Origin of the sequence: Arthrobacter sp. GAS37 (assembly GCF_044908325.1) — a bacterium.
GTDB classification, from domain to species: Bacteria; Actinomycetota; Actinomycetes; order Actinomycetales; family Micrococcaceae; genus Arthrobacter; species Arthrobacter ramosus.
Window position 1 is genome coordinate 117,428 of sequence record NZ_JBIYDB010000002.1, and the last position, 12,132, is coordinate 129,559.

The window sequence follows — 12,132 nt, forward strand, 5'->3', positions numbered from 1 at the left end:
GGCAGCAATCCTGTTTCTGTCAACGACGGAAGGCGGGGTGGTTGGACATGCACGTGCAGGCAATGATGCTGGCAAACACTGGCGAACGTTCCTTTACGGTTGTGGACTGGGGCATGATGCCGATCGAGCCGGTTGAGGCCTTCCTCGCCTACCTGCAGCGGACGAACTATTCCCCGAATACGGTCAAGGGCTACGCGCATGACCTCAAGGACCTGTTCTGCTGGCTCGACGAGGTGCGGAGGGACTGGCGAGGCCTCGGCCTACGCGACATCGGCGAATGGATGGGCTGGCTGAGGACGCCCGCGAAGTACCGCGGCAGGGGCGTCGCGGTACTGCCTGGCGCGGCCCCCTCGCTCCTTGAGCGATCCTTGGAGCGCAAACTCGCTGCCGTATCGGCCTTCTACGACTTCCATCAGCGTCATGATCCGCTCGTGGACCTGCAGATGTCACGCTGGATAGCGGGAGCAAGTCGGGGAAAGTTCAAACCGTTTCTAGAACATGCGATGAGCGGAGCCGTTCGTCGTGAGATTCGACTACGCGGCGTCACCAGACCCCACCCTAAGGTGATCGCCCGTGATGACATCGGGCGCATCCTGGCAGCATGCTCCCGGCACCGGGACCGGCTGCTCATCGGCATGCTCTTCGAAACTGGCATGAGGATCGGCGAAGCGCTCGGGCTTCGCCACAGCGATCTGAGCATCTCCCGGCAGGAGATCGACATCGTTCCGCGCGCGAACAGCAACGGTGCTCGGGTCAAAGGGGGAAAGCCTCGAACGGTTCCGGTAAATTCCCAGTTGTTCACCCTCTACGCCGACTACATAGACGAGGAGTACGGGGCTACCGATTCGGACTACGTGTTCGTGAACCTCTGGGGAGGCCGTCGAGGGCATCCGGTGACGTATTCGGGGGTGCGGGACCTGGTGCTGCGCCTCAGGGTGCTCACCGGCCTCGAGAACTTTACACCCCACCAGCTCCGGCACACTTACGCCACCGAACTGATCCGACGCGGCGCCGACTGGGCGGTGGTCCAACGGCTGATGGGCCATGCGAGCATCCAGACGACCCTTGGCATCTACGGGCACCTGACTGCCGCGGATGCGCGGATCGCGTTGACGGACGCCGGCTGGTTCGAGTCAGCTTGGCCAGGAACACCGGCGGACGAGGAGCAGATGTGAAGAGTCCGCTCGTTCTGGCGCCAGCCGAATCGGCGCTGGGCATCCTGACGGCGGCGGTTCGACCCGAGTTCAGGCGCGATGTCCTCGTTCCTCCGGCCTCCCACCCGATGTTCTCCTATGGCGTGTGTGAGGTGGCATCTTGTGACAACCAGGCCTTCACACGGAAGGACCTCTGCAATGCGCACGTGGCGAGGTGGCGCCTTGCGGAGGCCGAGGGCGCGGACAGGGTCCAGTGGCTGGCGACCGAGACGCCGATCCACACGTACGCCAGCTGCATCGTGACCGGATGCCGCTTCGCGTGCAAGAGCCACGGCCTCTGCAGCCGCCACTCCCGACTCTGGAGCCTCTACGGCTCCTCCCAGGATTCCGGACAGTGGGCCGGCCAGGCTGCCCCGCTTGTCGATGCCGGTCAGCAGCTTGAGTGCGAGTTCCCCGACTGCGTGCTGTGGAGGGATGGGAAGCAGATCTTCTGCGCCAACCACTTCGCCCAGTGGAAGCGGCTTGGCAAGGCCAACCCGGGCATGATCTTGGAAGACTTTGCCGTGAAGATCTACGAGGCCGGTGTCCCGACACTCGACGTCCGCGGACTCCCGAGCCAGCTCGCCCTGGAGATCCAGTACGTATTCCAGTGCTGGGTCGACCACGGGAATCGGCGGGCGAACGTCTACATGTGGAACCCGGCGATGCGTCTGTTGCGTTCCACGGGGGCGCAGAGCTTTCGCGACCATACTCCTGAGGAGTGGAAGAGGCAGATCAACCCCGGGGCCGGGGGGCGCCCTTCGCTTTCCTTCCTCACCTGGGGATATGAGCAGGTGGACACTCTCCTGAACGGGGTGGGCTGGCACACGGAGTATGAACGTGATTCCTGGAGGCTCACGCGACTCGGCCATCCTGAGTACCCGAAGCGGACGCTGTCTTTCACACGCTTCCGCATCCCCTGGCTGCGGGAGCTCGCCAAGCAATGGATCCGGCACAGGCTCAGCGTGGGCTTCGCTGTGAACACGGTGACCCTGGATCTGGGCGCGGTCCGGGATTTCAGCGAGTACCTCCAGCCGAGCGCCGTCATGCCCGAATCGGCTCGGGAGCTCTCAAGGTCTCTGATCGAAGGATGGACCGCCGACCTGGCACTGCGCATGCCTGCGACCGGACAGAGGATGAAGCGATTGAGCTCTGTCAGGGCCTTCCTGCGAGATGTGCATCAGTTCCAGTGGGCACCCGGGCTTCCCGCCTCGAGCACGATCTATCCCCAGGACATGCCGCGGGATAAGCGGCGTCTGCCCGAGCGAGCGGTCAGCGAATTCGTCATGTCCCAGATCGAAGCGGAACCCAATATCGCCAAGATGGCCAACCTCGACTATCGACTGGTTCTCGAGCTAATGATCCGCTGCGCCCTGCGCATCTCGGACGCTATCGGCCTGAAGCTGGACTGCCTCGTCGCCGACGGCGATGCAAACCCGTACCTGCACTACTACAACCACAAGATGCGGCGCGACGCCTACGTTCCGGTGGACGAGGGCACCGCGGAACGCCTCAGAGGACAGCAGCTCCGGGTCCACTCGCGCTACGAATCGGGCTCCGCCACAGTCCTGTTCCCCGCCTACAAGGCAAACCCGGCCGGATTCACAGCACTCCGGCCCGAGGGGTTCCGCAATCACTTTACTAAGTGGCTCGCGGCCATAGCCGTGTCCGACGAGCTGGGGCGGCCGGTCAGGATCACGCCGCATCAGTTCAGGCACACGTTTGGCACGAGGCTGATCAACAGGGACGTGCCACAGCACATCGTGCAGCAGCTCCTCGACCACACGTCCGCTGAGATGACCAGTCACTACGCGCGGCTGCACGACAAGACCGTCCGTGACAGCTGGGAGAAGGCCCGCAAGATCAACGCGCGCGGCGAAGGGGTCACCCTGGAGGAAGATCATCCGCTGGCGGACGCGCAATGGGCACGCGCCGGCTTGGACCGAGCGAAGCAGACTCTCCCGAACGGCTACTGCGGAATGCCCGTCCAAAGCGCCTGCGAGCACGCGAACCCGTGCCTGACCTGCCCCCTGTTCATCACGACTCCCGAGTTCCTGCCCCAGCACGAGGCCCAGCTGCGGACGACGCTGGAGCTCATCGACGTATCTAAATCCAAAGGCCACGGCCGCATTGTCGAAAAGAACGAGGAGATCGTGGAAAACCTCACCCGCATCATCGGAGCATGCCGAGGCTGCTCGCCTAATGAAGTCGTCATAGGCGGCCGCGCCGCCGCCCCGGAAGCGAGCTAAGCAATCGTGCGAGCCGACAACCGCCGCCATCTGGCCACGGCGGCAGCCGAACGCAAGGCTGATTCGCGCAAGCGTGTCACTGCAGTCCTCAAGGACCTCGATACAAGAGGAGAATCTGCAAAAGTCACTGAGATCGCCCGCAGGGCCATGGTTTCCCGCGCATACATATACTCCCAGCCTGACCTCATTGCGGCCCTGCGGGAACTGAATACCGCCAACGCCGCCCGACCGCCCGGAACTCCAACCAACCAGCGTGCGACCCACGCATCGTTGCTGACCCGCGTCGAAGCCCTCATGACTCGAAACAGGCAGCTACGCGAGGAAAACCAGACACTGCGCAAGCAACTTGAAATCGCCTACGGCGAGCTCCGCCTGGCCCGTCCGGCAGAGAGCAAGCGGGCCGACTGATCAAGGATGAAGCAGGCCTCCCGCGCAGCTTCGGATCGACGACCTAAGGGCGCGGCGTTCTCTGATGCAGATGTCGCATCACGGTTGCCGATGAAGACCGCTGCCGACGAAAATTGCTGAGGAGTCCTACCCGTTTGAACAACTCGCGGACCACGTCGACGGGCTGCGCGAGATGCTGTCACGTGGTGCTCCGTCGCGTTCAGGGTTCGATTCGTGGGCCGAGCACAATGAATAATTCGGTGTTCAGAGCCCTAGAATTGGCCGATGACAGAGCGCTTGATGCTTCCCGGGGAACTCATCATTGTGGGGGAGCTTGTGCGGCGCTCCGGCCTGAGGAAGTGGCATAACCAGGACCTCCATTCCATCAGAGTCGTGGACATGGATGACGGTGCAATGGGGAGCCTCTGCTTCGCTTCGAATGCTGAAGATCGGAAGTATGGTCGGACCGTCTCAGAGGGATGGTTTAAGGATTCCGATGGAGTTCCAGTGCGCGTTAGCCTGAACGTTGATCGGGACGGCGATCTATTCGAACTCGATAGCTGGAAGGTGGATTTTTCGGCCAGGAACAGATTGCCGAGCGATCCCAGCGAGCTTTTCTACGGTCCGGCCGTGATGGAGTAATCCACTCCTCACCCTGTCTTTGGCCGTGAACGCCCCGCAGAGCGTACCCATCCGGGACCGTGCAGTGCGTTCTGTTCCTTTACGTCGACGACAGTTCAAGCCCCGAGAAACCCGCGGAAAGTAGCGACACTCCATCGATGGGCTGCAGATAAGGAAGAACAGCAAATCGACGTAGAAGTCGTCCCCGTCGACGTCGAAGTGCACTTGACGGCCGACGAATGCGAAGCCAGGGCCCAGTTCGCGGAGCGTTTCCGTGATTCTGCTAGTAAGTGCGTTTTCGAGGTCACGTTCGGCCACTTCACCTGAGAGCCCGAGGAATTCGAAGTTGTAGGGGTCTTTGGCTACCTGCTGGGCGAGCTCCGAGTCTGGAGCAACGAGGTGTTGCACAAAGTTCGAGGGCGCAGCGCCTGTACGCTCCAGCGTGTTGTTCATGATCATGTTCATGAGCACGTTGCGGGACCAGCCGTGCTGGACGGCAGCGGCGGCATACCAATCTCTTGCCGGCGGCTCGAGACGTTTGTCGAGAATGGTGCGAATATGGCCCCACGGCAAATGTCCCACAGGCTGTGGGACATTCGGGTCGAATGCCGGCCAGGCCTCAGCGAAGCTGCGCATGTACTGCAAGTTTGACCGCGACAGGCCCTTCATGTCCGGGAACTCAGCTCCCAGGTCTTCGGCCAGCCTTCCGATGACCCCACTCCCCCATCCTTCAGTTGCTTGGCGTCCCAGGATGGTCTTGCCGATGGACCAGTACAGTGTGATGAGCTCGGTGTTAACGGTCCGGATTGCCCGGGTGCGGGCAGCCCGCACCCGGTTCTTGAGCTCGCCGAGGAGGTCAGTGTAGCTGGCAGGCAGGGCGAGGTCGCGGGCGTCAGTCATGAGTTTGATCCTATCGATCGGCACCGACATGGTGGCGCTACGCCCCTTTAGATGAGGCAGAACACCAACGAAACTGAGACCTCCCGGAACTACTCTTCAGCCCTCGGACAGACTCTCATCGCCTTCTCGGACGGGGCGGCTGCCCGGCCCATGAATACCCTCGCTGCCAGCTAAACAACGGGAGTAGAAATGGATGTGAGAACTCAGGCTGTTCTCGACCTCTAGCTTCGCTCCTCGTGAGCGGATCGCCAGACGTCTTCGAACGTTGATGCATGGATCGCCTCTGCTTTGAACTCAGTCTGCCCGGCGATTTCCTCCAAGGAAGGAAGGGCAACTTCCGCGAGCCACGTGCTTCCAGTGGCCGTTGATTCGTCTGCGAAGGTGGAGGTGCCGCCCCTGAACTGTTCGACTTTGCATGTCTCGAACCCCTTGGCATCTATCTCGCTATAGATGACTGTCGGATCTTCGTCGTAGCCGTGGTGCCATTCCACTCGTTGGTACCGTTTCATAGGAACACATAGATCCGTGCACCGGCATGTCCTCGTTGACCCTCGCGGGCCCGAAAACACGTCTACTCCCGTCCCTTGAATACCTGTGCATGCCAATTAAACGGCGAGAGTGGAAGAAGCTGCGAGACCTCCCGATCCTTGACGAAACCGGCGTTTCAGTAGGTCAAGCAACCGTCTTCGGACAACTGGCCGAAGACATCGCACAACTAGCCTGGAACGACGTGACCATCACGGAGGAGCTGGCCACCATCCAGTTCGGGACAATCCAGACCGCCCTGCCGGAACCATTCGCCCAGCCGTGGCCCGAACTGGCCGCGGACCCAGGCCACGACCTGACCGCCTCGTATCCCAACACCGCCTAGGCATTCCACGGAACCTCACCCGGACGACACTTCCATCTCGGACGCCTCACAACCGGTGTTAGCAAGTTGTTCACAACTCCGGCCGCACGGCTCGGACCCTCCACGAACTCAACGAACTCGCATCCGTGGCCATCATCGCCAAAACCCAGGGCGACTCCCCCGCGACCATCAAGCGCCATGCCACGGACTGAGCGGCCGCCTACGCCCGATACACCGCAGCAGCTAGAACGGCTCGTCGCCCTATTAGACCAGTGGCGGACTCCCACACATGAGAAAAGATCGCCATGTCGTTCCATTCGATCTCGACGACGGCTGGCCCATGGCCATATCCGACCAGCCTGTGATTGCTTGTGAGGCTGGACTAACGCTCTGCTCTGTTAGCCACTGTGAGAGACCTGGCAAGTGTTGCAGGGGCGCGGCTTAGTCAGCCTTCGCGTAGACGAACATCCCGAGTCTGACGCGTGGACGGTCGCACACCCTGATGGCCGTACTGAAACTCGAAACTTTGTCATTCCAACCGCTCCGGTCGAAATACCCGACATTGCACTTCAAGGCCAACGGTCCCTGACCGAGTGGGTGATGGACAGGCGCGGCAATCTAGGTCGTCTCTTGATTTGGAATCACGTCGGCGACGGGTGGATCGTCAATGAACCGGATCTTGAGCTAACCCTGATCTGTTCAAAGCGATCCCAGTTTCAAGACGAGTTCGATCAATGGGCCGCAAGACCGTTCGCGTGGGCAAATGATGCGTTCTGGACCGACGAGGGACTTCGCACCTCAGCGGTCCTCTCTCGGAAATCCTCGCTCGGATGGAAACCATAGCCATTCAACACCAACGTGGCTTTGGTCCACGGATGCCGGCGCTACGGAACCAGTCACGCGAACATCTCGCCTTCATTGGCGAAGCCGCCGCCGCAGACACTCCGATACCTGCGCATGCCAGTCTCAATCCCGGCCGGGAGATAGCGACCGGTGGCCAAAATACGATGGTGGACGAGCGAGAAACTCCTGAAAGGCCTGACCCCAGGAACGAGCGAGAAACTCCGTCCAGATCGCCGCGTCATGTTCGTCGTAGTAGGCGAACCAGACATCGCTTGAGTCGACCGTGGCTGTAGTAGGTGCAAAAGATCGGAGGTAGTACCACTGCACCTCGGGAGAGAGTTGGGATAGGAAGTGCTGATCTGGAGCCGGTAACGAGACGGCGACTCGGCTGATGATGTCGAGTGCCTCTTGCCGCCTGACGTCATCAAGGAGGGACCACATACGGACCCGATTGAAGCCGGTTGCGCGCTTGGGTGTCTTTGATTGCTCAAACTCGACTACGAATCGGTTGCCTCCGCGAGGATCCCAGCCGCTTTGGCCGCATTGCACGGCAAGGATGAGGTGATCATCAGCCCAAGGCAGGGTCCAGCCGTTGCTGCCGAGCCGATGGAACCCCTCGTCCTTCAACCAGGGCCCAAGACCCGCGCGAAGGACATCAACCAGGTCCCGCGATCTGAAAGTGTCTGCACGGGGCGCACGACGAGCTAAGTCGTCTTGACTCGCTCTACTGAACCTCACGTTGTAACGATACGGCGCTGGGCGGTTTTCCGGCCAGCACGGCCGTTAGGAACCGTACGGATCAGCCCATCGGGCACCTGGCGCCCCGCAAACTCATAAGACTCACAGGTACTCACACAGCCCTTCCATGGAATGCCGTCCCGGTCCGCCTTTGAAGCGATCGCTTCTAACGCCTTCTGGACCACCCGGGCAATGGAAGAAGTCCGGGCAAAGCGAGTGATTCAACTGTCAATTTTTTGACAGTTGAAGGCTCTGAAGATGTCTCCTTTCACGTCCTGACAGTTGAAAACCAAAGCCCTTCTTTCGGATTGCGATTTGTCCGGCTCTCTACAAACAGGACCACCCGAAGCGTGGTCGTCGCGCGTATGGGCGCGGTTGAAGAGAGGGGAACATAAGTGAGTCAAAGAAGATTCGAACCAGACCCCGGCACCCCGCCGGGACAGACAACGGGCTGGCGGGCGTTCGCCAAGACCGGTGCCCTGGCAGCCGCCGGCGCGTTGGCCCTGTCCACCGTCGGAACCGGTGGCATCTTGGCCGCGCCTGCTGCGCACGCCGCAACTGACCTGCCCGGCATGCACCAATCGGGCATCACCGTCCAGGCTCCGCCGCCCCGGGCGTTTGGAGATTGGTCGACGTGGCTGGGATCCCTGAACCTGAACGGTGCCGCCGGAGGTCCCACGGCGTTCTGCTTCGATGTCGGGATTCCGGCCGGCCCGGCCGGATCCGGGGCGGTGGGTTCCCTGGGTAACCCGCAGCTTAACTACGCGATCCAGAAGTACCAGGGTGACCCTGCTAACCATCCCGCTTTGGCGTACCTGGCGCACGAGCTCGCGGATCCGAGATTCAACGTGCCGTGGAATGGCATTGGGGCTCCCTACCCTAATCTCCGGGACTCAGCTGATCCGCAACTGCCCGGTGTCCGCGCCCAGGCCGCGGCGATGCTCGCCGACGCCCGGGCCAATTCCGGTCCCTATTCCACGCATCCTAAACTCTCGATGGACGCGAATGGTCGCAGCGGCACGGTCACCTCGACGGAACTGGTTTCCGCAGCCGGGAACAAGCTGAGCGGATTCTCGGCCCGCGCCATCCTGAACGGCCCCGCCGTGTGGGCAGGAACGAACTCCCAGGCAGTCAGCCTCCATACCGGAGATCAGCTCGGCTTCGCGGCTACCGGAAACGGAACAGTGTCCGTGACGCTGACGATCGACGCACCCGGGGTGTCAGCTACAACCTATTCGGTGCCGGGGTTCCAGAACCTCCTCGTTGCCGGCGGGGCTCAACCCGTCGCGGGAACGTCAGCCGATGCCAAGGTGGTCTTCGACTTCCAACCCGAAGCAACGTCGACAGCTGGCCGGTTTGTGGAGGGCGGCCAGCCCCTGTTGGATGTCCTGCACGTGAATGCGTCCACGGGAAACGCCAATGACTGGGCATTCGTGAACGATGGCAACGTTCCGGCCCGTTTCGACGTCGACTGGTACTACAGCCCGGTCAAACTCGCCCCAACCGCCCAGATCCCGGCAGCGGTCGTGAAGGTTGCTTCCGGAACGGGCACCGCAACGGGACCCGGTGACGTCAAGGTGACCGCAGACAAGACGGCGGACAAAGCTGGCTACTATTACCCGGTGGCCCGCTTCTCCAAGGCGGCCCAGCCCGCCGAGCTGCAGCAGTACTTCCGTGCTGACTGGACCGCTGGCTTCAACGATCCTCATGAGGAGACGATCCAGAAGTACCAGCCCGAAGTGGTGACCAAGGCATCGGTCATTGAAAACGGCAAGGTCTACGACGTCATCACCGTGACCGGCAACGAGCCCGGCAAGGAACTCTCCGTGATAACGGATCTGGTTCTGACCTCCGCCGCCCCGATTGCCGGCGGCACCGAGACCGCGCCGGCTGATGCCGAGGTCATCAGTACCGTCACCACGAAGGTCACCGGCAACGGCGAGTTCAAGACCCCGGCCGTCGAGGTTCCGTGGGAGAAAATCGTCGCCGAGAAGTGGGCCAAAGGTCTGAAGGCCAACCTGTACTTCTCCGAGAAGATCGACGGTACCGAGTCCACCAAGGCGTGGGACGGCAAGGAACTGCTGCCCGGCGAAACCGTCCCGGTCGAGAAGCCTTCCATCGTCACCAAAGCCTCCGAGAGCGGCGTTGTGCCTCTCGTTGCTCACGATATCGGCATTGTCACCGGCACCATCCCGTCAGGGAGCGGCGTCAAAGTCACCACGAAGGTGAGCCAGTACAAGTTCGACGACTCGACCGATGGTTCCGCCCAGGCCGTCTGCGCCAACCCGTCCTGGACCTCCACGGATCAGGACGTCACCACAACAGGTGAAATCACCTACCCGAGCCACACCATCGCACACAAAGGCACCTACGGGTACGTCGAGGAACTCCACCTGACCATCGACAAGGGTCAGGGCAAGGAACCATTCACCGCGCAGTTGCACAAAGGCAACTGCGGCGAAAAGAACGAAAGCGTCATCGCCTTCCCCGAAGCCGTCACCGTTACCCCAGACAAGCCGGCCCTGGTGGTCAACGCCGGATTCGCGCCCACCACCGGCACGGCACAAGAAGCCGGGCCGAACATGCCGCTGCTGATTACAGGCGCCAGCACCTTCGCATTGGCATTCCTCGCCGGGGCAGGGCTGTTCTACCGCAAACGTTTCGCCAGCCGTGGTGCTGAAGCAGCCAGCGTCCATGCGGACGAACACGCCGACTAGAACCCCCTAGCCGGCCCCACCAAATAGACGCGGGGCACCTGGATGCAGCCATCCCGGCAGATCGGCCGGGTGCCCCGCCCCACACTAAGGAAAGTCCGATGGTCGGAATCCGCAACTATCCCGGCTCCCGGCGGTACCGCGTTGCAGTGACTGTCGTAATCATTTGTGGCCTGGCCGGAGCCACCGCAGGCGTCTTGGCCTTCACGGCACAGCCCGCTCCCCCACCGGCTCCGCAGGCACCCGTCCTGGCGCCGTTTACGGCGGCGGGACCGGACACCTACACCGGCCCGGCCGAGATCCCGCGCCTTCCGCCTGACACGCTCTCCATCCCCGGCGTGGACCTCAAAGTAGGCCTCGTGGACGAAGGGCATGACGATGCCGGTTACCTGGTGATCCCGGAAGCCCCCAAAGCCGCCAGCTACACAGGGTCCGCGGCTGTCTGTTCAGCGAAGGGATCGACCCTGCTGGCCGGGCACGTGAACTTCCCGAATGGGTCGCCGGCGCCGATAGCTTCCCTCGTCCGCGTGACGAAGGGCATGCCGCTCTACGTATCCGACTGGGCCGGCGTTACCTGCCGGTACAAGATCATCGGCCTGGAATCGCTGGCCAAAACATCCCTGCCCGCAGATACCTTTGCCACCGAAGGCCCACCCTTACTGCGGGTCGTCACCTGTGATCTTGCCAGCCCCTTCGTGCCCATTGCCGGGCAAGCCCAATTCGCCAACAACACCGTGGCCACCGCAATCCCCTGGCGATGACTCACCACTCCGGTCCAGAGCGTGTTCGCTCTGTCATGCAGGGATGTCCTCCCGGGAATGCATTGTGAGTGACGAGTAGGTTCCCGTTCGGGTCTTCTTGGGTCTCGTCTTGTTCCAGACCAGCGATGCCAACGCCGCTTGGACCCCGGGCAGGGCAAGAGCGTTGGCAGGGGAAATTCCCTGGAGGCGGCCCCAGAGATATCCGCGTTCGCTGCATACGAAGTCCACGAGTGCCCTTTTGTGTCCCTTGGGCACGCAGCTCAACGCCCTGTTCGTTTCCAACCGGGACAGCGCGGCCCCCGGCTCTGACGGGAATCCGGCCTCCTCTATGTGCCGGGCTGCTTGATGTTCGATAACCAGCAGACCCTGCTCTGCGACGTCGGGATCCCAGCCAGCCCTGATCAACAACGCCTTCAGTTCCTCCCAGAGAGGCGATGAACCGGCGGGCAGTGGCGACATGGCCAGCGGAATCTGAGGCCACTCGCATTCATGGCCGTACACCGATACCAGCGGCGCCCCCTCCCCCAGGCCGTGGTTCTTTTTCACATCCGCCCAAACGCCGTCCCGCACGTCACGCTCTGAGAGCCAGTGGCGTTGGGTGATAGTCAAGGTTCGGAGCCCGTTGCGGACAACCGCAAGCAGCCATGCACAGGCCGGGACGTCCGCGGGGATCCCGCTGTCGCAAAGCACCTCTGTGGCGTAGAACAGCGGATCTTCGGGGTCAATAGAGGGGAACTCGTGCTGAAAACGAGACAGCTGCGCCGGAAGAAATGAACCGAACAACTCCCGGGTCGATGGACCGTTTAGGCCTTCTCGCTGCCATCCCGCGACCAGGTCCCGCAGAAAGGCGTCGCGTTCGGCTGAAGTCGAAAATTG

General features: G+C 61.9%; 11 protein-coding genes. 8 read left to right on the top strand and 3 right to left on the bottom strand.

The features are described 5' to 3' along the window. The first annotated feature begins 47 nt into the window (after positions 1-47). From ABH924_RS02785 to ABH924_RS02800, 4 genes are all read left to right on the top strand, one after another. Positions 48-1,175 carry a tyrosine-type recombinase/integrase gene (locus ABH924_RS02785; RefSeq protein ID WP_404496961.1) on the top strand — a complete coding sequence of 376 codons (1,128 nt, stop codon included), beginning with the start codon at positions 48-50 and terminating at the stop codon, positions 1,173-1,175. Further along, positions 1,172-3,442 (top strand): tyrosine-type recombinase/integrase, encoded by a 2,271-nt coding sequence (locus ABH924_RS02790; RefSeq protein WP_404496723.1) that lies wholly within the window; start codon positions 1,172-1,174, stop codon positions 3,440-3,442. The genes ABH924_RS02785 and ABH924_RS02790 overlap by 4 nt, the downstream gene beginning before the upstream one ends. Positions 3,443-3,448: 6 nt before the next feature. After that, a complete protein-coding gene (locus tag ABH924_RS02795; RefSeq protein WP_404496725.1) occupies positions 3,449-3,850 on the top strand; it encodes a DUF6262 family protein in 402 nt (133 codons plus the stop codon). A 279-nt stretch (positions 3,851-4,129) separates the two neighbouring features. Then, on the top strand, positions 4,130-4,471 hold the full coding sequence (locus ABH924_RS02800) for a DUF6984 family protein (RefSeq protein WP_404496963.1): 342 nt from the start codon (positions 4,130-4,132) through the stop codon (positions 4,469-4,471). On the opposite strand, the gene ABH924_RS02805 is transcribed toward ABH924_RS02800, so the two are convergent. Next, the gene (locus ABH924_RS02805; RefSeq protein ID WP_404496727.1) at positions 4,373-5,350 is read right to left on the bottom strand and encodes a YhcG family protein; all 978 of its coding nucleotides are present in this window, start codon (positions 5,348-5,350) and stop codon (positions 4,373-4,375) included. The genes ABH924_RS02800 and ABH924_RS02805 overlap by 99 nt on opposite strands. Positions 5,351-5,401: 51 nt before the next feature. Here ABH924_RS02805 and ABH924_RS02810 point away from each other — a divergent pair, with 51 nt between their 5' ends. Beyond that, positions 5,402-5,524 carry a hypothetical protein gene (locus ABH924_RS02810; protein ID WP_404496728.1) on the top strand — a complete coding sequence of 41 codons (123 nt, stop codon included), beginning with the start codon at positions 5,402-5,404 and terminating at the stop codon, positions 5,522-5,524. Positions 5,525-5,571: 47 nt separating this feature from the next. Here the strand turns inward: ABH924_RS02810 and ABH924_RS02815 are convergent, their stop codons facing one another. Beyond that, the gene (locus ABH924_RS02815) at positions 5,572-5,859 is read right to left on the bottom strand and encodes a DUF6881 domain-containing protein (RefSeq protein ID WP_404496730.1); all 288 of its coding nucleotides are present in this window, start codon (positions 5,857-5,859) and stop codon (positions 5,572-5,574) included. 89 nt (positions 5,860-5,948) lie between these two features. Between ABH924_RS02815 and ABH924_RS02820 the strand changes: the two genes are divergently transcribed. The 3 genes from ABH924_RS02820 to ABH924_RS02830 all read left to right on the top strand — a co-directional run bounded on the left by ABH924_RS02820 (position 5,949) and on the right by ABH924_RS02830 (position 11,256). Further along, entirely contained in the window at positions 5,949-6,221 is a 273-nt protein-coding gene (locus ABH924_RS02820; protein WP_404496732.1) for a hypothetical protein, read from the top strand. 1,955 nt (positions 6,222-8,176) lie between these two features. After that, on the top strand, positions 8,177-10,498 hold the full coding sequence (locus ABH924_RS02825) for a hypothetical protein (RefSeq protein WP_404496734.1): 2,322 nt from the start codon (positions 8,177-8,179) through the stop codon (positions 10,496-10,498). A 98-nt stretch (positions 10,499-10,596) separates the two neighbouring features. Continuing rightward, positions 10,597-11,256, top strand: a complete 660-nt coding sequence (locus ABH924_RS02830) for a class F sortase (protein WP_404496736.1) — start codon at positions 10,597-10,599, stop codon at positions 11,254-11,256. Between the two features lie 33 nt (positions 11,257-11,289). Here ABH924_RS02830 and ABH924_RS02835 read toward each other — a convergent pair whose 3' ends face one another. Then, positions 11,290-11,865, bottom strand: coding sequence for a hypothetical protein (locus ABH924_RS02835; protein ID WP_404496738.1), 576 nt, complete (start codon positions 11,863-11,865; stop codon positions 11,290-11,292). Positions 11,866-12,132 lie beyond the last annotated feature (267 nt).

What these genes read in the sequence shown, in the direction of transcription:
- ABH924_RS02785 (WP_404496961.1), top strand. Translation starts at nt 48, where the DNA reads ATGCACGTGCAGGCAATGATGCTGGCAAACACTGGCGAACGTTCCTTT.
- ABH924_RS02800 (WP_404496963.1), top strand. Translation starts at nt 4,130, where the DNA reads ATGCTTCCCGGGGAACTCATCATTGTGGGGGAGCTTGTGCGGCGCTCC.
- ABH924_RS02805 (WP_404496727.1), bottom strand. Translation starts at nt 5,350, where the DNA reads ATGACTGACGCCCGCGACCTCGCCCTGCCTGCCAGCTACACTGACCTC.
- ABH924_RS02810 (WP_404496728.1), top strand. Translation starts at nt 5,402, where the DNA reads ATGAGGCAGAACACCAACGAAACTGAGACCTCCCGGAACTACTCTTCA.
- ABH924_RS02815 (WP_404496730.1), bottom strand. Translation starts at nt 5,859, where the DNA reads ATGAAACGGTACCAACGAGTGGAATGGCACCACGGCTACGACGAAGAT.
- ABH924_RS02820 (WP_404496732.1), top strand. Translation starts at nt 5,949, where the DNA reads ATGCCAATTAAACGGCGAGAGTGGAAGAAGCTGCGAGACCTCCCGATC.
- ABH924_RS02830 (WP_404496736.1), top strand. Translation starts at nt 10,597, where the DNA reads ATGGTCGGAATCCGCAACTATCCCGGCTCCCGGCGGTACCGCGTTGCA.